21 protein-coding genes are annotated in these 18,403 nt (G+C 73.2%); 19 read left to right on the top strand and 2 right to left on the bottom strand.

Going from position 1 to position 18,403, the window contains the following annotated elements:
- The first annotated feature begins 3 nt into the window (after window positions 1–3).
- The 13 genes from ACIBQ1_RS29955 to ACIBQ1_RS30015 all read left to right on the top strand — a co-directional run bounded on the left by ACIBQ1_RS29955 (window position 4) and on the right by ACIBQ1_RS30015 (window position 12,781).
- Entirely contained in the window at window positions 4–435 is a 432-nt protein-coding gene (locus tag ACIBQ1_RS29955) for a nuclear transport factor 2 family protein (RefSeq protein ID WP_397282628.1), read from the top strand.
- 160 nt (window positions 436–595) lie between these two features.
- On the top strand, window positions 596–2,449 hold the full coding sequence (locus tag ACIBQ1_RS29960; RefSeq protein ID WP_397282630.1) for a hypothetical protein: 1,854 nt from the start codon (window positions 596–598) through the stop codon (window positions 2,447–2,449).
- A gap of 114 nt (window positions 2,450–2,563) precedes the next feature.
- Complete coding sequence (locus ACIBQ1_RS29965; RefSeq protein WP_397282631.1) at window positions 2,564–3,778, top strand: rod shape-determining protein; 1,215 nt, start codon at window positions 2,564–2,566, stop codon at window positions 3,776–3,778.
- Window positions 3,775–4,491, top strand: a complete 717-nt coding sequence (gene mreC, locus ACIBQ1_RS29970) for a rod shape-determining protein MreC (RefSeq protein WP_397282633.1) — start codon at window positions 3,775–3,777, stop codon at window positions 4,489–4,491. Before ACIBQ1_RS29965 ends, mreC begins: the two co-directional genes overlap by 4 nt.
- A 3-nt stretch (window positions 4,492–4,494) precedes the next feature.
- A complete protein-coding gene (locus ACIBQ1_RS29975; RefSeq protein WP_397282634.1) occupies window positions 4,495–4,977 on the top strand; it encodes a rod shape-determining protein MreD in 483 nt (160 codons plus the stop codon).
- Window positions 4,970–6,814, top strand: a complete 1,845-nt coding sequence (mrdA, locus tag ACIBQ1_RS29980) for a penicillin-binding protein 2 (protein WP_397282635.1) — start codon at window positions 4,970–4,972, stop codon at window positions 6,812–6,814. The genes ACIBQ1_RS29975 and mrdA overlap by 8 nt, the downstream gene beginning before the upstream one ends.
- Window positions 6,811–7,932 carry a rod shape-determining protein RodA gene (gene rodA, locus ACIBQ1_RS29985; protein ID WP_397282636.1) on the top strand — a complete coding sequence of 374 codons (1,122 nt, stop codon included), beginning with the start codon at window positions 6,811–6,813 and terminating at the stop codon, window positions 7,930–7,932. Before mrdA ends, rodA begins: the two co-directional genes overlap by 4 nt.
- A 185-nt stretch (window positions 7,933–8,117) precedes the next feature.
- Complete coding sequence (locus tag ACIBQ1_RS29990; RefSeq protein ID WP_397282638.1) at window positions 8,118–8,858, top strand: IclR family transcriptional regulator; 741 nt, start codon at window positions 8,118–8,120, stop codon at window positions 8,856–8,858.
- Between the two features lie 41 nt (window positions 8,859–8,899).
- Window positions 8,900–9,472: a DUF4291 domain-containing protein gene (locus ACIBQ1_RS29995; protein WP_397282639.1), complete on the top strand. Its 573-nt coding sequence runs from the start codon at window positions 8,900–8,902 to the stop codon at window positions 9,470–9,472.
- Window positions 9,469–10,125 carry an NAD-dependent epimerase/dehydratase family protein gene (locus ACIBQ1_RS30000; protein ID WP_397282640.1) on the top strand — a complete coding sequence of 219 codons (657 nt, stop codon included), beginning with the start codon at window positions 9,469–9,471 and terminating at the stop codon, window positions 10,123–10,125. Before ACIBQ1_RS29995 ends, ACIBQ1_RS30000 begins: the two co-directional genes overlap by 4 nt.
- Before the next feature lie 88 nt (window positions 10,126–10,213).
- The gene (locus tag ACIBQ1_RS30005) at window positions 10,214–11,290 is read left to right on the top strand and encodes an LLM class flavin-dependent oxidoreductase (RefSeq protein ID WP_397282641.1); all 1,077 of its coding nucleotides are present in this window, start codon (window positions 10,214–10,216) and stop codon (window positions 11,288–11,290) included.
- 23 nt (window positions 11,291–11,313) lie between these two features.
- Complete coding sequence (locus tag ACIBQ1_RS30010; protein ID WP_397282642.1) at window positions 11,314–11,928, top strand: FMN reductase; 615 nt, start codon at window positions 11,314–11,316, stop codon at window positions 11,926–11,928.
- A gap of 88 nt (window positions 11,929–12,016) precedes the next feature.
- Window positions 12,017–12,781, top strand: a complete 765-nt coding sequence (locus tag ACIBQ1_RS30015) for a chitosanase (RefSeq protein ID WP_397282643.1) — start codon at window positions 12,017–12,019, stop codon at window positions 12,779–12,781.
- Between the two features lie 43 nt (window positions 12,782–12,824).
- Here the strand turns inward: ACIBQ1_RS30015 and ACIBQ1_RS30020 are convergent, their stop codons facing one another.
- Entirely contained in the window at window positions 12,825–13,736 is a 912-nt protein-coding gene (locus ACIBQ1_RS30020; RefSeq protein WP_397282644.1) for a superoxide dismutase, read from the bottom strand.
- Between the two features lie 195 nt (window positions 13,737–13,931).
- On the opposite strand from ACIBQ1_RS30020, the gene ACIBQ1_RS30025 reads away from it, so the two are divergent.
- Genes ACIBQ1_RS30025 through ACIBQ1_RS30045 form a run of 5 tightly spaced genes read left to right on the top strand, consistent with a single transcriptional unit; the run spans window position 13,932 to window position 16,895 of the window.
- Window positions 13,932–14,414: a hypothetical protein gene (locus ACIBQ1_RS30025; protein WP_397282645.1), complete on the top strand. Its 483-nt coding sequence runs from the start codon at window positions 13,932–13,934 to the stop codon at window positions 14,412–14,414.
- Window positions 14,415–14,442: 28 nt separating this feature from the next.
- Window positions 14,443–15,048 carry a cyclodeaminase/cyclohydrolase family protein gene (locus ACIBQ1_RS30030; protein WP_397282646.1) on the top strand — a complete coding sequence of 202 codons (606 nt, stop codon included), beginning with the start codon at window positions 14,443–14,445 and terminating at the stop codon, window positions 15,046–15,048.
- On the top strand, window positions 15,045–15,872 hold the full coding sequence (locus tag ACIBQ1_RS30035) for a bifunctional 5,10-methylenetetrahydrofolate dehydrogenase/5,10-methenyltetrahydrofolate cyclohydrolase (protein WP_397282647.1): 828 nt from the start codon (window positions 15,045–15,047) through the stop codon (window positions 15,870–15,872). Before ACIBQ1_RS30030 ends, ACIBQ1_RS30035 begins: the two co-directional genes overlap by 4 nt.
- Complete coding sequence (locus ACIBQ1_RS30040) at window positions 15,869–16,177, top strand: DUF5655 domain-containing protein (protein ID WP_397282648.1); 309 nt, start codon at window positions 15,869–15,871, stop codon at window positions 16,175–16,177. Before ACIBQ1_RS30035 ends, ACIBQ1_RS30040 begins: the two co-directional genes overlap by 4 nt.
- A complete protein-coding gene (locus ACIBQ1_RS30045; protein WP_397282649.1) occupies window positions 16,170–16,895 on the top strand; it encodes a type 1 glutamine amidotransferase in 726 nt (241 codons plus the stop codon). Before ACIBQ1_RS30040 ends, ACIBQ1_RS30045 begins: the two co-directional genes overlap by 8 nt.
- Here the strand turns inward: ACIBQ1_RS30045 and ACIBQ1_RS30050 are convergent.
- Window positions 16,864–17,604, bottom strand: coding sequence for a sulfite exporter TauE/SafE family protein (locus tag ACIBQ1_RS30050; RefSeq protein WP_397282650.1), 741 nt, complete (start codon window positions 17,602–17,604; stop codon window positions 16,864–16,866). The two genes, ACIBQ1_RS30045 and ACIBQ1_RS30050, sit on opposite strands and share 32 nt — an antisense overlap.
- A 101-nt stretch (window positions 17,605–17,705) precedes the next feature.
- Here ACIBQ1_RS30050 and ACIBQ1_RS30055 point away from each other — a divergent pair, with 101 nt between their 5' ends.
- Window positions 17,706–18,362 carry an endonuclease V gene (locus tag ACIBQ1_RS30055; RefSeq protein WP_397282651.1) on the top strand — a complete coding sequence of 219 codons (657 nt, stop codon included), beginning with the start codon at window positions 17,706–17,708 and terminating at the stop codon, window positions 18,360–18,362.
- Window positions 18,363–18,403: the final 41 nt, after the last annotated feature.

The raw sequence follows: 18,403 nt of genomic DNA on the forward strand, positions 1-18,403 counted from the left end.
CCCATGGACACGCAGGAGATCGCGGATCGACTCGAAATCACCGGACTGCTGGCCCGCTACACCCGTGCCATCGACTCCGGCCAGTGGGACCTGCTCGACGAGGTGTTCAGCCCGGACGCGGTGATCGACTACCGCTCCACCGGCGGCATCAAGGGCACGCGGGAGGAGGTCAAGAGCTGGCTCGCCGAGGTGCTGCCGCACTGGCCGGGGCGGCTGCACCTCATCGGGGCCCCGACCATCGACTTCCAGGACGGGGAGGCGCGCGTGAGCGCCCCCTTCACCGACACCCTCGCCCCCACCAGGGACATGGTCACCGCGGACACCGAGGGCTTCCTGCACGGCGGCGGCTGGTACCACCATCGCCTGCGGCGCACCCCCGGCGGATGGCGCAGCGTGGAACTGGTCGAGGAGCAGGCCTGGCGCACCGCCCGATAATTCGGTTCCGTCCAGGACCACTTCGGGGTGAAATTGAACTGGGGACGGATGGGAGCCGTCCTCAAGGCAGTTCACCCGATTGTTCATCGGCCGGGGAGCGGTGGGGCCCGCTGTCCACGGGTGCGCGAGGAGGATCGGCTGCCACGGGGGTGGACCATTGATGGAGACGCTGGAATGGGCTCTCCTGGACGGAGAGCGCGCGCTGCTCGTCACGGGGGACCTGCGGCGCGCACGCGAACGGTTCGACGTCGCCTACCGCGAGGCCGCCCAGCGGGGTGACCGGCCCGCCATGGCGCGGGCGGCCCTGGGCCTGGGCGGGATGTGGGCGCACGAGCACCGGACGGCGGCCGGCGCGGCCATGGTGCGGGTGCGCCAGCGCGAGGCGCTGGCGCTGCTCGATCCCGGCTCCGCGCCGGCCCTGCGGCTGCGGATCAGGCTCGCCGCCGAGGACGACTACCGCGGCGGCGGGCACGAGGCCGTCCTGGCGCTGGTCGCCGAGGCCAGGTCGGCGGACGTCCCGGAGGCGCTGGCCGAGGCGCTGAGCCTGGCGCACCACTGCGCGCTGGGCCCCGACCACGGGACGCTGCGGCTGGAGCTGGCCAGGGAGCTGATCGGCGTGGCCTCCCGTACGGGCCGCCGCGCCGACCTCCTGACGGGCCTGCTCTGGTACGCCGCCGACCTTCTCATGGCGGCCGATCCCCACGCTGAGCGGGCCCTGGCCGAGCTGCGCGCGGCGCTGGAGGCCGGGCCGCACCGGGCGATCGGGTTCGTGCTCGGCGCGATCGAGGTCATGCTGAGCATCCGCGCCGGCAGGTTCGCCCAGGCCGAGCAGCGCGCCGCCGCCTGCCACGAGCTGGGCACGGCGGCCGGCGACGACAACGCGACCGCCTGGTACGGCTGCCAGCTCGCCGCCATCCGCTGGTACCAGGGCCGCGTCGCCGAGCTGGTCCCCCGGCTCGCCGGCCTGCTCGGCTCCCCGACGCTCAGCGCGGTCGACGACTCCCCCTGCGCGGCCCTGGCGCTGGCCGCCGCCGCTGCCGGTGACCGGCGGCTGGCCGAGAGCATGCTGGCCCGGCTGCGCGGCGGCGTCCTCGCCGACCGGCCGCGGACCAGCACGTGGCTGGCCTCGATGTACGCGGTCGTCGAGGCGGCCGGCCTGCTGGGCGACGCCGAGCTGGCGGCCGGGGCGGCGGCGGAGCTGGCCCCGTACGCGGAGCTGCCGGTGACGACGGGCCCGGGGATCGCCTGCTTCGGCTCGGTCCACCACAGCCTGGGCGTGGCCGCCATCACCATGGGCGACCTCGACCGCGCGGCCGGGCACCTGCGCACCGCCGTCCACGAGAACCTGGCCCTCGGCCACTGGCCCGCGGTGGCCCTGTCGCGCTCCCGCCTGGGCCAGGCGCTGGCGCTGCGCGACGGGCCCAGGGACGGAACGGCGCGGCGGGAGCTGGCACTGGCCGCCCAGGAGGCCGACGCCCTGGGCATGACGCTGCCGCCGCACGTGAGCGGCCGGGTCACCTGCCGCCCGTGCGGGCCGCGCTGGCAGGTCGAGCTGGGCGCGCGGGCCGTGCTCGTCGACCACTGCGCGGGTATGGCCCACCTGGCGGCGCTGCTGGCCAGCCCCGGGCAGGAGATCACGGCCACCGGCCTGGCCGCGGGTTCGGCCGGATCCGCCGGGCCGCGGCCGGTGCTCGACGGACCGGCGGGGCGGGCGTACAAGGACAGGCTGGCGCAGCTGGACGCGGAGATCGACGAGCTGGAGTCGAACCACCTGCGCCAGCAGGCGCAGGCGCGGCGCGCCGAGCGCGACCGGCTGGTCGCCGAGCTGGCCTCGGCAGCGGGGCTGGGCGGGCGGGCCCGCGGCCTGGCGGGCGGCCAGGAACGCGCCAGGACGGCGGTGGGCACGGCCATCAGGCGCGCCGTCGAACGCATCGCCACGGCCGACCCCGTCATCGGCGAGGAACTGCGCGCGACCGTCCGCACCGGCGCGCTCTGCTCCTACAGCCCCGGCTGAGCTGCGAGAACAGCACGGATACAAAGTTAAGACGTTTGTGGCCAAAACCCTCAGGGCAGCGCGGGGGCGGGCAGCAGTCCCCCTGCCCTCCCCGGTCGAAAGGCTGTGCGGCACATGGCATTCGCATTGGGTCTTCTCGGTCACGACATAGCCGTCGATCTCGGTACGGCCAACACCCTCGTCTACGTCCGCAGGAAGGGCATCGTGCTGAACGAGCCCTCCGTCATCGCGATCAACCTGCACAAGAACACCGTCGTGGCCGTGGGCAAGGCGGCCAAGCGCATGATGGGCCGCACTCCCCCGCACATCGCCACGATCAGGCCGCTCAAGGACGGCGTGATCGCGGATCTGGACGCGGCCGAGCGGATGCTGCGCATGTTCATCCAGAAGGCGCACCCGAGCAGGTTCCTGGCCAAGCCTCGCATCGTGGTGGCGGTTCCGAGCGGCACCACCTCCATCGAGCAGCGGGCGGTCAAGGAGGCCGCCTACGAGGCGGGCGCGCGCCGGGTGCACATCATCGAGGAGCCGATGGCCGCGGCGATCGGCGCCGGGCTGAAGGTCGGCGAGGCCACCGGCAACATGGTGGTCGACATCGGCGGCGGGACCACGGAGGTCGCCATCGTCTCGATGAGCGGCGTCGTGGTCGCCAGGTCGCTGCGGGTCGGCGGCGACGAGCTGGACGAGGCGATCATCACCCACACCAAGAAGGAGCACGCGCTCCTGTTGGGCGAACGGACGGCCGAACGGCTGAAGATCGACCTGGGCATGGTGCGGCCCGCTCCCGTGCACGACTCCGACCCCAGAGGCAGGCACCGGGTCGGGGTTGCCCTCGTCGACGGGGGCGGCCCGGTGGTCGTCGTGGACGAGGCGGAGCCGGAGCCGCCACCCGCCCCGCACCGCTGGAACCCGTTCAGGTCCAAGCGGCCCGACGCGGCGCCCGCGGCCGTGGCGCGGCAGCTCGACCCGAAGACCTCGGCCCCGGTACGCGGCCGCGACCTGGTCAGCGGGCTGCCGAAGACGACGACCATCACCTCCGAACAGATCAGCGAGGCCATCGAGGACCAGGTCCAGGCCATCATCGACGCCGTGCAGGCGACGCTGGACCAGTGCCCGGCCGAGCTGGCGGGCGACCTGCTGGACAACGGGATCGTGCTGACCGGCGGCGGCGCCCTGTTACGCGGCCTGGCCGACCGGATGGGCGCGGCCACCGGCATGCCGATCCGGGTCGTGGACAAGCCTCTCTATTCGGTGGCGCTGGGCGCGGGCCGCTGCGTCGAGCGATTCCAGGCCATGCGTGACGTGTTGCTGCCCGATCGGTCCCGTCGGTGAAGCGGGCGTTCGTCCTGCTCGTGCTCGCCGCCGCCGTCCTGCTCGTCGTGATCGACCGTACGCTGACGCCCCTGGCTCCGCTGCGGGCGGCGGGATCGGCCGTGTACGGGACGATGGAGAACGCGATCGGGGCGGTGACCCGGTCCGTGGGCGGCGAGCAGCGCGTGCGGTTGCTGGAGCGCGAGAACGCGCGGCTGCGGGCCGACCTGGTGGCGGCCCGGCAGCGGCCCGGCCCCTCCGCGAGGGGGGTGGCCGCGCACGTGGTCGGGTTCGGACGGGGGCGGCAGGTCACCATCGACGCCGGAACCGGCTCCGGCGTCGAGCGCGACGTGACGGTGCTGAACGCCGACGGGCTGGTCGGCAAGGTCACCTGGGCGGGCCCCGCGACGGCCTCGGTGTCGCTGATCACGGACGCCGGCTCGTCCGTGGGCGCGCGCATGGCGGGCTCGGGCGAGCTCGGCCTGGTCACGGGCGGACCGGAGGGCCTGCGGCTGAGCCTGTTCGACCCGAACGCGCCGCTGAAGGCCGGCGACCAGGTGGTGACGCTCGGCTCGGCGGGCGGGCGGCCGTACGTGGCCGGGCTGGCCATCGGCACGGTCAGCTCGATCGAGAGCGTGCCGGGCGCGGCCACCCGCACGGCGCTGGTGCGGCCCGCGGCCCGCCTGTCCGCGCTCGACCTCGTCTCGGTCGTCGTGCCCGAGCCGGAGCGGTGAGCCGTGGGACTGGTGGTGTTGGTGTTCGCGGCCCCGTTGCTGCAGGTGCTGCTGGTCAACCGGTCGCCGTGGGGCGGCCCTGACCTGGTGACGCTGGCCGTGGTGTGGCTGGCGCTGGCCCGGGGGCCGGTGTGGGGGTGCGTGGCGGGGCTGGTGGCCGGGCTGGCCGCCGACGTGACGCCGCCCGCCGACGGCACGGTGGGCCGGACGGCGCTGGTGCTGTCGATCGTGGGCCTGCTGGTCGGCCACCGGCGCGAGGGCAGGCCACTCCCGGTGGCCGCGGCGGGCGCCACCGTGGGCGTCCTGCTGCAGGCCGCGGCCGCCGTGGGGCTCGGGGACGACCCGTGGACGGCGGTGGTCCCCGAGCTGCCACGGACGCTGGGCTGGACGGTGGTGCTCGGCGCGATGATCGGCGCGCTTCTGACGCGGCGCAGGGCGAGGGCGCCCCTGCCCGGTCGCTGGGACGCGGAGCCGCGCCGTGTCTAGGGCCAGGCTGTTCGTGCTGCGGCTGGTCGTCGCGGCGATGATGCTCACGCTGGTGGGGCGGCTCTGGCAGCTGCAGGTGGTCGGCGCCGCCCGGTACGCGCAGGCGGCGGCCGAGGTGCGGATCAGGACGGTGTCGCTGCCGCCGACCCGGGGGCAGATCCTCGACGTGGCCGGGCGGCCGCTGGTGACGAACAACACCAGGCCGGTGGTCACGGTGGACGCCGTCGAGCTGGCCCACCAGCCCGACGGCGGCAGGACGGTGCTCACCCGGCTGGGCAAGGTGCTGCGGCAGCCGTACCGGCAGCTGGCGGAGAAGGTGCGGCTGTGCGGGCCGCGGGTGGCGCAGCCGTGCTGGCAGGGCTCGCCGTACGAGCCGATCCCCGTCGCCGAGGGCGTCGCGGCGCTGCAGATCAGCGAGCGGCAGCAGGACTTCCCGGGGGTGCGCACGGAGCTGAGGCCCGTCCGCGTCTACCCGTTCGGCGCGGCGGCGGCGCACACGCTCGGGTACGTGCAGGGCGCGAAGGGCCGTGACGGCCTCGAAGGCGTGTACGACAGGGAGCTGGCCGGCCGGGCGGGACGGCGGGACGTGGCCGTGGGCAACACCGGACGGGTCACCAGGGTCATCCGCCTGGACCCGCCCGTCCCCGGCGACACGCTCGTGACCAGCATCGACTCCCGCATCCAGGCCATCGCCGAGCAGGCGCTGAGCCGGGCCCTGTCGAGCAGCGGCGGCTCGTCGGGCGCGGCCGTGGTGATGGAGTCGCGGACCGGGCGGGTGGTCGCGCTGGCCGGGCGGCCCTCGTACGACCCGGCCGTGTGGACCGACGGCGTGACGGCCCGCGAGTACAAGGCGCTGCCGCTGCTGTCGCGGGCCGTGCAGGGTGAGTGGGCCCCTGGCTCGACGTGGAAGGTCGCCTCGGTGGCCGCCGCGGCCGCCGCCGGGTACGGGCTCGGCGCCACGTACGACTGCCCGAGCGGCTACACCGTCGGCAACCGCCTGTTCAGGAACTTCGCGAGCGCGGACCTCGGCCCGATGACCATGCGCGGGGCGCTGGTGGAGTCGTGCGACACGATCTTCTACCGGCTCGCCGACCAGCTCTGGGAGCGCGGGTCGGACGTCATGCAGAGGACCGCCCGCGGGTTCGGGTTCGGCCGCCCGACGGGGGTCGACCTGCCCGGCGAGGCGGCGGGCGCGGTGCCCGACCCGGCGTCGAAGAAGGCGTACTGGCAGGCCACGCGCGAGGAGAGCTGCCGGCGCGCGGTCAAGGGCTACCCGGAGCCGGCCGACCGGGGGCGGGCCGCGTACCTGACGGCCATCGCCAAGGAGAACTGCCGGGGCGGCGGCGTGTGGCGGGGCGGCGACGCGGCCAACTTCGCCATCGGGCAGGGCGGCGTGCTGGTGACGCCGCTGCAGCTGGCACGGGCGTACGCGGCCGTCGCCAACGGCGGCACGCTGTACAGCCCGCGTGTGGGTCTGCGGATCGTGCGGCCCGGCGGGAGCACCGTGCGGGCGGTCGAGCCGCCGGTGGCGGGGCGGCTGCCTGCCTCCGCCGAGACGCTGCGGTTCATCAGGCAGGCGCTGAGCCAGGTGCCCCGGTCGGGGACGGCCGCGGGCGCCTTCGAGAAGTTCCCGTTCGACCGGATCGCGGTGGCCGGGAAGACCGGCACGGCGGAGTCGTTCGGGCGGCGGGACACCTCCTGGTTCGCCTCTTTCGCCCCCGACCCGGCCTACACCGTGGTGGTCGTCCTCTCGGAGGGCGGCAGGGGCGCCGAGGGCGCGGCACCGGCGACTCGTGACATTTGGGAAGGCATCCTGGCCCTGAGAGAGCGGCGATGAGGTCGCGGGTGGTGTGGGCGCCGACGCTGGCCGCGCCCGACCGGGTCCTGACGCTGCTGGCGCTGGGCCTGTCCGTGGTGGGCCTGCTGCTGGTGTGGTCGGCCACGCGGATGGAGGGCGACTACTCGCTGCTGGTGCGGCAGGCGGTCGGCGTCGGGCTCGGCGTGGTGCTCATGTGGCTGGTCTCGCGGGTCGACCTGCGGGTGCTGCGGGCGTACGTGCCGGTGGTGTACGTGCTGGCCCTGGTCTCGCTGGCGGGCGTGCTGACCCCGCTGGGCGTGCGGGTGAACGGGGCGCACTCGTGGATCGTGCCGGCTCCCGGGGTGCGGTTCCAGCCGTCGGAGTTCGCGAAGGTGGCGCTCGCGCTGGCGTTCGCGGTGCCGCTCGGCGAGTTGCGCGACGGGCAGCGGCGGCCCGGGTTCGGCGGGGTGGTGCTGGCGCTGGTGCTGGCCGCGGTGCCGATCGGGCTGATCGCGCTGCAGCCTGACCTGGGGACGATGCTGGTGTTCGCGGCCATGGTGACCGGGGCGCTGCTGGTGTCGGGGGCGCCCAAGCGGTGGCTGCTGGTGCTGTTCGCCGGGGCGGCGGGCGCGGGCGCGGCGGCCTGGCAGCTGGGGCTGGTGCGGCCGTACCAGATCGAACGGCTGCTCGTGCTGGCCGACCCCGCGTCCGACCTGGGCGGCGTGGGGTACAACGCGGCCCAGGCGCGCATCGCCATCGGGTCGGGCGGCTTCTACGGCAAGGGCCTGTTCAACGGCGAGCAGACCGCCGGGCACTTCGTGCCCGAACAGCACACCGACTTCATCTTCACCGTCGCGGGCGAGGAGCTCGGGTTCGCCGGGGCCGCGCTGATCGTGCTGTGCGTGGGCGCGCTGCTGTGGCGCGGGCTGGCCATCGCGCGGCGCAGCGACTCCCCGTACGGGACCGTGCTGGCCGGGGCGCTGGTGTCGTGGATCGCGTTCCAGACGTTCGTGAACGTGGGCATGACCGTGGGCCTCATGCCGATCGTGGGCGTGCCGCTGCCGTTCGTCTCCTACGGCGGCTCGGCGACGGTCGCCGGGCTGGTGGCCGTCGGGCTGCTACAGGCCGTGCACCGGACCAAGGCCATGGAGGCGTAACCCCCGCGGCACGGGTCGTAGACCTCGGACGGCGCCGGTCCGGCCTGGCCCCATCATCGGACCAGCGTGCGGGCCCGCACAGGTGCCCCGAAAGATCGAGCCCCGTACCGTCGCGGCCGCCGACGGCTGCAAGCTCGGTCCTTCGCGTAAGGGCGGAGCGGCCGACGCGGCGGCATGCTGTATGGATGACCGGCGAAGAACCGAGCGATCTGATCCGCAGCGTCTCCCGTGCGCTCCGTGTGCTTGAAGAGGTCTCGCGTGCCGACCGGCCGCTGTCGGTCAAGGTCATCGCCCGCCGATGCGGCCTGAACCTGTCCACCTCCTACCACCTCGTCCGCACCCTCTGCTACGAGGGCTACCTGCACCGGCTGCCCGACGGCGACTACCTGCCGGGCTCGCAGGTGGCCGAGCGGTTCCACGAGATGCTGGAGTCGTTCGAACGGCCGCCGCGCGCCTCGGAGGTGCTGCGGCACCTGGCCGACGCCTCCGGCCACACCGCCTACCTGGCCCAGCTCGCCGAAGGGCGGCTGATGGTGGTCGAGGTGGCGGAGGGGCCACGCTCGCCGTGGCTGGAGGACCTTCAGGCGGGCCTGGAGACGGCGCCGCACGCCACCGCGCTCGGCAAGGCGCTGCTGCTGTCCCTGCCGCCCCATGTCCGGCGCGCCGTGCTCACCGGGCACGGCATGCGCCGCTTCACCTCCGCGACCCCGACCAGCGTCGAGGACCTGGAGGAGGAGCTGGCGGGGCTGCGGCCCGGGCAGGTGGTGGAGGAGCACGGGCAGTTCAGGGAGGACGTGGCGTGCGCGAGCGCGGTCGTGCCGGGCTCGACGCAGTGGGCGATCGGCATCTCGGCCCGCGGCCTGACCGTCCCGACGCCCGCCGCCGCCCACCTGGCGCTCGCGGTCAGGGACCTGGCGGGGCCATAATCCGTTGCCATCCGGCGCGGCTCTTCGCCAGTCTGGGCGGCATGAACATGCCCTACCGGCAGATCCGTGCCGCCTACACCGAGGAGTCGATCACCGTCTACCAGGCCTACGACGCCGCCATCGCCGGGCCCGCCGTGGCGGCGCAGCGGTTCGTGGCGCCGTTCAAGCGCGAGCGGATGACGTGGATCAAGCCGTCGTTCCTGTGGATGATGTACCGGTGCGGGTGGGCGACCAAGCCCGGCCAGGAGCGGGTGCTGGCCGTCTCGCTGTCGCGCGAGGGGTTCGAGTGGGCGCTGGCGCACTCGTGCCTGAGCCACGACGACCGGCAGCCCGGCTGGACGGAGCGGGTGCGGCGCAGCCCGGTGCGGATCCAGTGGGATCCCGAGCGCGGGCTGCGGCACGAGGCGCTGCCCTACCGGTCGATCCAGATCGGGCTGTCGGGCGAGGCGGTGCGGCGCTACGTCGACGAGTGGACGCTGGCGATCACCGACATCACCGACCGGGTACGGGAGGTGCGCGCGGCGGTCGTGGGCCGCGCGGACGTGAACGGGCTGCTGCCCGCGGAGCGGCCCTATCCCCTGCCCGACGGGATCGGAGAGACAATCGGGGTATGAGGGTGATCCTGTTCGGGGCGACCGGGATGATCGGGCGCGGGGTGCTCAGGGAGTGCCTGCTCGACGACCGGGTGAGCGCCGTGCTCACCGTCGGGCGCGCCCCGACCGGGGTCGCGCACGGCAAGCTGCGCGAGATCACGCACGGCGACCTGCTCGACCTCGCCCCGATCGAGGCCGAGCTGAGCGGCTACGACGCCTGCTTCTTCTGCCTCGGGGTCTCGTCGGCGGGCATGAGCGAGCAGGACTACCGGCGGATCACCTATGACGTCACGCTGTCCGCGGGGCGCACGCTGGCCCGGCTCAACCCGGGCTCGACCTTCGTGTACGTCTCGGGCGCCGGCACCGACGCCCAGGGGCGCTCGATGTGGGCCAGGGTGAAGGGCGCGACCGAGAACGCGCTGCTGGAGCTGCCGTTCGAGGCCTACATGTTCCGGCCCGGCTACATCCAGCCGATGCACGGCGTCACGTCGCGGACCCGGGTCTACCGGTTGGCGTACGTGGTGACGCGCCCGCTCTATCCGATCCTGCGGCGGCTGTTCGCGTCGGCGGTCACCACGACGGAGCGCATCGGACGGGCCATGATCGCGGTCGCCGAGCACGGCGCGCCCCGGCGGATCCTCGGCCCGTCCGACATCAACGCGCTGGCCGCCTAGCCGATCGGCGCACCATGGTGGAATATCTCAGCGGGGTTGTGCGCTACCGTATCCGTCAAAAATTCAACAGTCATGGATGGTGACTAAAGTGCAGTTCGGAATCTTCAGTGTGGGCGACGTCACCACCGATCCCACCACGGGCCGGACGCCGACGGAGCACGAGCGGATCAAGGCGATGGTGGCGATCGCCCTCAAGGCCGAGGAGGTCGGGCTCGACGTGTTCGCGACCGGCGAGCACCACAACCCGCCCTTCGTGCCGTCCTCGCCGACCACCATGCTCGGATACATCGCGGCCAAGACGGAGCGCCTGATCCTGTCCACCGCCACGACGTTGATCACGACCAACGACCCCGTGAAGATCGCCGAGGACTTCGCCATGCTGCAGCACCTGGCGGACGGGCGGGTGGACCTCATGCTGGGCCGGGGCAACACCGGGCCCGTCTACCCGTGGTTCGGCCAGGACATCAGGCAGGGCATCCCGCTCGCGATCGAGAACTACGCCCTGCTGCACAAGCTCTGGCGCGAGGACGTCGTCGACTGGGAGGGGCGCTTCCGCACCCCGCTGCAGGGCTTCACCTCGACGCCGCGCCCGCTGGACGGGGTGCCGCCGTTCGTGTGGCACGGCTCGATCCGCAGCCCCGAGATCGCCGAGCAGGCCGCCTACTACGGCGACGGCTTCTTCGCCAACAACATCTTCTGGCCGAAGGAGCACTTCATGCGCCTCATCCACCTCTACCGGCAGCGCTACGCGCACTACGGGCACGGCACGGCGGAGCAGGCCGCCGTGGGCCTGGGCGGCCAGGTGTTCATGCGCAAGAACTCGCAGGACGCGGTGCGCGAGTTCCGCCCGTACTTCGACGTCGCCCCCGTGTACGGCCACGGGCCGTCACTGGAGGAGTTCATGGCCGAGACGCCGCTCACCGTGGGCAGCCCGCAGCAGGTCATCGACAGGACCCTCGAGTTCAGGGACCACTTCGGCGACTACCAGCGCCAGCTGTTCCTGATGGACCACGCGGGCCTGCCGCTGAAGACCGTGCTGGAGCAGCTCGACCTCCTGGGCGAGGAGGTCGTCCCGGTGCTGCGCAAGGAGTTCGCCAAGGACCGGCCCGCCGAGGTGCCGGACGGCCCCACCCACGCCTCCCGCCTGCCCGCCGTCACCGCCTGACCACCGGAAAGGAGACCGACCAGATGAAGCTCGCCGTCGTCACGGCGGGGCTGACCCAGCCCTCCTCCAGCCGCCTGCTCGCCGACCGCCTCGCGGAGGCCGTCACGCGTCAGACGCAGGCCGAGGTACGCGTGATCGAGCTGCGCGACCTCGCCGTGGACATCGCGAACAACTTCGTGACCGGCTTCCCGAACGGCCGGCTGCGCGCGGCGATCGAGGCGGTGACGGAGGCCGACGGGCTCATCGCGGTCACGCCGATCTTCAGCGGCTCGTACAGCGGCCTGTTCAAGTCGTTCTTCGACGTGCTCGACAACGCGGCGCTGGCCGGCAAGCCCGTGCTCATCGCGGCCACCGGCGGCACCGCCCGGCACTCGCTGGCGCTGGAGCACGCGCTGCGCCCGCTGTTCGCCTACCTGCGCGCGGTCGTCGTGCCCACCGCCGTGTACGCGGCCTCGGAGGACTGGGGCGGCGGGGGCGACGCCTTCACCGACGGCCTCGGCCGGCGCATCGCCCGCGCCGCCGAGGAGCTGGCCGACCTGCTGCCGCACCGCGCGCCCAGGGTCGAGACCGAGGAGGAGGGGGAGGAGGAGGTCGTCCCGTTCGAGCAGCAACTGGCCGCGCTGCGCCCCTTGAGCTAGTTTTCACAACATGAGCCCCGTGGGTTGATATATCGGAGTATGGTTCGTTAGGAAGCTTTCCTAACCTCCCTCTCCCTCAGGGGCTCATGTGCTGACCGCGACACTCCTGACCCTCTCCCTCGCCGTCACCGGCACCGGCCCGGTCAACCTCGACGATCCGCACAAGAAGGACATCGCCATGCAGCTGGTGTCCAGCGCGGAGAACTCGTCGCTCGACTGGAAGGCCCAGTACGACTACATCGAGGACATCGACGACGGCCGCGGCTACACGGCCGGGATCATCGGCTTCTGCTCCGGCACGGGCGACATGCTGGAGCTGGTCGAGCTCTACGCCAAGCGCAAGCCCGGCAACGTCCTGGCCAAATACCTCCCGGCCCTGCGCAAGGTGAACGGCACCGACTCCCACAAGGGCCTCGACCCGAACTTCACCAAGGACTGGAAGACGGCCGCCAAGGATGCCGCATTCCAGCAGGCCCAGAACGACGAGCGCGACCGCGTGTACTTCAACCCGGCCGTCAAGCAGGCCAAGCAGGACGGGCTGCGCGCGCTCGGCCAGTTCGCCTACTACGACGCCATGGTCATGCACGGGCCGGGCAGCGACAAGCTGAGCTTCGGCGGCATCAGGAAGTCGGCCCTGGCCAAGGCCAAGCCGCCCGCGCAGGGCGGGAACGAGGTGACGTACCTGAACGCGTTCCTGGACGCCAGGAAGGCGGCGATGAAGGCGGAGGAGGCGCACGAGGACACCACGCGCGTGGACACGATGCAGCGCGTGTTCCTCAAGAACGGCAACCTCGACCTGAACCCGCCGCTGACCTGGAAGGTCTACGGCGACAGCTACACGATCAAGAAGTAGCGCGCGGACGGGCAGGGGGGCCGCCCCTGCCCGTCGAGGGTTGTCAGCGCTTGACGGCGACCACCGAGTACGGCGTGTCGGGGGCCGGGGTCGTCGTGAAGCGGGCGTTGGGCAGGTAGAGGCGCTTGCCGAAGGCGGCGACCGTCGTCGGGACGTCGAACCGCGGATCGGTCAGCCGTTTCACGACTTTTCCGGATGCGCCGTCGCGCGTCAGGTTGACGACGGCGATCGCGTTCAGGCGGTTCTGCACCGCGTACAGGGTCCGTCCCGACAGCAGCAGGCCGTCGCCGTTGACGAGCGACTCGCCGCCCAGGTCCACCTCCGTGGTGACCCCGGAGGACGGGTCGACCTCGAACAGCTTGCCGGTGTTCGACTGGACGATCAGCAGCGACTCGCGGTCGGGGCTGGGGGCGATGCCGTTGGCGTTGTTGCCGGTCGTGTACTGGATGGCGCCCGAGAGCGGGATCTTGACGGCCTCGGCGGGCAGCGCGCCGCCGCGCCCGAGGTCCAGCTTGTAGAGGACGGGGTTGCGGGAGTCGGTGAAGTAGGCGGCGTGGCCGGTGAGGATGACGTCGTTGACGAACGCCGGGTCGGCGGTCAGCTTGTACGACTTGACGACCTCGCCGGTCCGCGGATCGATCACGCGCGCGTCGCCGCCCGTTCCCCCGGCCACGAACAGCCGCCCGCGCCCGTCGGTCTTGAGCCCGAGCGAGGGCGTGCCCGGGCCCTTGCTGATCACGGCCCCCTTGCCGGTACGCAGATCGGCCCGGTAGATGTCACCGGTCGCCCGGGAGCCGAAGTAGGCGTACGGGCCGGGCCCGATCGCGATGCCCTCCGGCTGGAATCCGTTCGGCAGCGCGAACGTGTCGGGCTTGCCGGTGGCCTGCGCGGGCACGCCGCCGAGCAGGACCACGACGAGGGTGCTGAGTGCGGTCTTCAGGATCGCGGATCTCATGCGGCCAACGATGCCCGTGCTCGCGGCCCGGGCAAAGCCCTGGGGGCAGGCTTCACAGGGAGCTTTCAGCAAGCGCCCGCGCGGCGGGCCGGGTGTCGAAGGCCGCCCCCACGCCGCGAGATCAGGCGGTAGGTTGGGGCACAAGCGAACAAACGGGGTTTAGTCATGTCAAACGGTGCCCGTCATGTTCTGGGAGTGGTCGCAGGGCTGCTCCTCCCTCCGATCATCGCCGCGAGCCTCTGGTACGGCGTCGGCGAGTACCTGCTCAGATTCCAGTCGGCGTTCGAGCCCTCCTGGCTCGGGCTGTCCGCCATCGCGGCCTCGGCCATCGCGCTCGCGTTCCTGGCCGGCTCGCGGCTGTCGCCGATCGCCTCGCTGCTCGGCGGCCTGTCGTTCGCCGCACTGGGCATCCTCCCCGTGCTGGAGCTGCGGGGCGTGCGAGTGCTGCCCGACCAGTGGCTGCCGAACGTCATGGAGCAGGGGTTCCAGACCGTCGCGTACTCGGGGGTGCTGCTGTTCCTGGGCGTGGCGCTGGTGGTCGTCTCGTTGTTCCCGTCCCGGTGGCGGTCCTCGGTGACGCACGGCGGCTACACCGCGCCCGAGTACGGGCCGGCGCCCTCGCCGTACGCGTCGTACAACGGACCGGAGGACGCCACGCGGCCGATGCACCGGGAATGACGGGCCCCTGGCCTGACAGAATGCCGCCATGCGCGACACGAAGATCGTCGATTTCCTGGCCGAGCTGGCCGACAGAGTGCCCGCGCCCGGCGGCGGCGCGACGGCCGCCCTGCACGCGGCGCAGGGCGCCGCGCTGCTCGGCATGGTCGCCCGATACACGACCGGGGAGAAGTACGCCGAGCACGCCGAGACCATCGTCGGCGTGATCGGCGAGAGCGACACTCTGCGGGTCCGCGCGCTGCGGCTGGCCGAGGCGGACGCGGCGGCGTTCACCGCGGTCACGAACGCGTACCGGCTGCCCAAGGGCGAGGAGCGCAGCGCCGCCATCGCCAGGGCGCTGGCCGGCGCGGCCGAGCCGCCCGCCAGGGTGGTCGAGACCGCCACGCGGGTGGTCGAGCTGTGCGAGGTGCTGCTGCCGATCTGCAACCGCAACGTCGTCACCGACGTCGCCGCCGCCGCGGAGGCCGCCCGCGCCGCGCTCACCACGGCCCGGGTCAACGTCGAGGTCAACCTGTCGGGCATCAAGGACGAGCGGGTACGCGAGGAGCTGAACCACCGTGTCTCCGGCGTGGACGCGGCCGTCGCCAGGGCAGACTGGGTGACCGCCGAGGTACGCGAGGAGATCAATCCGTGAAGACGCTCACCGGGAAAGAGCTGGCCGCCGCCATCAGGGACCAGACGGAGGCCGAGGCCGCGGCGGGCCCGCAACCGCGCCTGGCCGTGGTGGTCGCGACGGACGACGAGGCGAGCCTGTGGTACGTCCGGTCCATCGCCAAGGCGGCGGCCGGCGTGGGCATCGCCTGCGACATCGTCGACCTCGGGCCCGAGACCGCTCCCGAGCGGATCGGCGAGACGCTGACCAAGCTCAGCGCCGACGCCAACGTCCACGGCGTCATGCTGCAGACCCCGCTCCCGGCCGGCGCCTCCGCGCAGCGGCTGGCCGGGGCCATCGACCCGCGAAAAGACGTCGACGGCGCCAACCCGCTCTCGCTGGGCCGGCTCGTCGCCGGGCTGCCCGCGTTCCCGCCCGCCACGGCGGCGGCCGTGCTGGCGCTGCTCGACCACCACGAGGTGGAGCTGGAGGGGCGGCGGGCCGTGGTGGTCGGGCGCTCGACCGTGGTCGGCAAGCCGGTGGCCCACCTGCTGCTCGACCGGCACGCCACGGTGACCGTCTGCCACTCGCGCACCCGCGACCTGGCCTCCGTCACCTCCACCGCCGAGGTGCTGGTCACGGCGCTGGGCCGCGCCGAGCTGATCGGGGCCGGGCACGTCGCCCCGGGCGCGGTGGTGATCGACGTCGGCACCAACCCCACGGACGACGGCGGGCTGGTCGGCGACGTCGACTTCGACGCGGTGTCGCAGGTGGCGGGCGCGATCACGCCCGTCCCCGGCGGGGTCGGCCCGGTCACGACCGCGCTGCTGCTGCGCCACACGGCCAGGGCCGCGAACCTCCCATGACGGCCCCGTACCCGCCGGTCTACCGGGAGATCTACGACCGCCTCGTCGAGCGGCTCGGGCCGGTCCACGAGGACGCGGTGCGGGTCGGGGTGTTCCTCAAGAGTGAGCACAAGTTCGCCGAGGTGCGCCCCAAGGCCCGCAGCCTCCACCTGGAGCTGACGCTGGCCAGACAGGTCGAGCACCCGCTGGTCTCCAGGGTGCTGCCGATCCCGGGCGGCAGGACGGCGCACTTCTTCAAGTTCACCCGCGTCGAGGACGTGGACGAGCAGATCCTCGGTTGGATGGCGGAAGCATACGATGGGTGACGTCCTGATCGTCCAGAACAGCAGGAGCGGCGGCCCCGGCCGGCTGGGCGGCTGGCTGGAGGAGGCCGCGCTGAGGCTGGACGTCGTGCTCGCCCACGAGGGCGCTCCCCTGCCCGCCCGCCTCGACCACGCGGCCATGATCATGCTCGGCGGCGGCTACCTGCCCGGTGACGACGACCGGGCGCCGTGGCTGGCCGACGCCCGGCGGCTGGTGGGGCAGGCCCTGGAGGAGGGCGTGCCGGTGTTCGGCATCTGCCTGGGCGGGCAGCTGCTCGCGCAGGTCGCGGGCGGGGAGGTGACCGGCGACACGGGCGCGCCGGAGAACGGCAGCCTGCCGCTCACGATCCGGCCCGAGGCCGCCGGCGATCCGCTGTTCCACGGGCTGCCGGAGGTGGTGCCCGCGATCGAGCACCACAAGGACGCGATCACCCGGCTGCCCGGCGGGGCCGTCTGGCTGGCGGAGACGAGCGCCTGCCCGTACCAGGCGTTCCGGGTGGGCGAGCGGGCCTGGGGCGTGCAGTTCCATCCCGAGGTGCTGCCCGAGCGCATCCGTGAGTGGTCGCCGGGCGAGTTCGACCCCGAGGAGGTGTACGCGCGGGCGGTGGCGGACGAGCCGGTCTCCACGCCGATCTGGCGCCGGGTCACCGCCCGTTTCGCCGCGCTCGTCAGCGGCGCGGGCGAGGGGGTCAGCTCGCGTACGAGTCCCAACCCAGCTTGATCGCCACCGCCAGCCCGCAGGCCGCCGCCAGGTAGCGCAGGCTGTCGCCCGGCAGCCGGCGCGCGATCCTGGGCCCGACCCACCCGCCGAGCAGGAATCCGACGGCCAGCGGCGCCGCCGCGCCCCAGTCCACCGGCCCGAACAGCGCGAACCCGAGCGCGGCCACCGCGTTCGCCAGCCCGGACATCACGTTCTTCATGGCGTTCAGCTTGGCCGCCGGGTGGTCGAACATGAAGGCCAGCACGGCGAACACCATCAGCCCGCCGGCCGCGCCGAAATATCCCGTGTAGACCGTCACGGCGAACAGCGCCACCCGCCCCAGCACGTCGTGCTGGCCGTGCGTCCGTACCGACGGCGGCCTGACCAGCAGCAGCGAGGCCATCGCGATCAGCCACGGCGCGATCAGCTCGAACGTCCTGGCCGGGGTGACCAGCAGCAGCAACGCGCCCGTCGCGCCCCCGAGCGCGGCCACGGGGCCGAGCTTCAGCACCCGCGCGCCCTGCCCGGCCAGCTCCGGCCGGGAGCCGGCGGCGGCGCCGACGCCGGTGAAGACGAGGGCGACGGTGTTGGTGACGTTCGCGGTCAGCGGGGGCAGGCCGAAGGCCAGGAGCGCCGGATAGGAGACGATCGAGGCGAGGCTGACGACCGTGCTCACCACTCCGGCCGCCACCCCGGCTCCGAGGAGGCCAAGCGTATCTCCGACGATCACCCAGCAATGTTATGGGTTGTCCGTTTTGTCCATTGGGGTGGGGCCTTGCCCACCGCTCCTGGCCGGAACATCGCGCCTCGGCCGCGTAATAGCGTAGGCGGGTGCAGGTTGAGCAGCTTCACCCATGGCCCACCACCACCGCCGAGGCCGAGGCCGTCCAGGACCGGCTCCGTGGACACGTCGAGCTCACCGGGCCCGACACGTTCTCGCTGGTCGCGGGCCTGGACGTGCACTATCACGGCGACTCGCTGACGGCCGCCGCGGTCGTCCTCGACGCCGGCACGATGGAGACGGTGGAGGAGGTGACGGCGCACGGCCGGGTGGCGTTCCCGTACGTGCCCGGACTGTTCGCCTTCCGCGAGCTGCCCGCCCTGGTGGAGGCGCTCGAACGGCTCACGCTGACGCCCGACCTGCTGGTCTGCGACGGATACGGGCTGGCGCACCCGCGCGGCTTCGGCCTGGCCTGCCACCTGGGCGTGCTGACCGGCCTGCCCGCGCTCGGGGTGGGCAAGACGCCCTTCGTCGGCACGCACGAGCCGCCGGGGCCGGAGCGGGGCGACTGGGCGCCGATCGTCCACGAGGGCGCCGTCGTCGGCCGCGCGCTGCGCACGCAGCGGGAGATCAAGCCGGTGTACGTCTCCCAGGGGCACCGCGTCTCCCTCGACACGGTCACCGACCAGGTCCTGCGCCTGGCCCCCCGCTACCGCCTCCCCGACCCGATCCGCCGCGCCGACCACCTGGCCCGCCACCCCGGCTGACCCCTGCACCGGGCGGGGCGGGTCAACGGCGCCAGGCCCAG

The organism is Nonomuraea sp. NPDC050153 (assembly GCF_044460125.1).
Lineage (GTDB): Bacteria > Actinomycetota > Actinomycetes > Streptosporangiales > Streptosporangiaceae > Nonomuraea.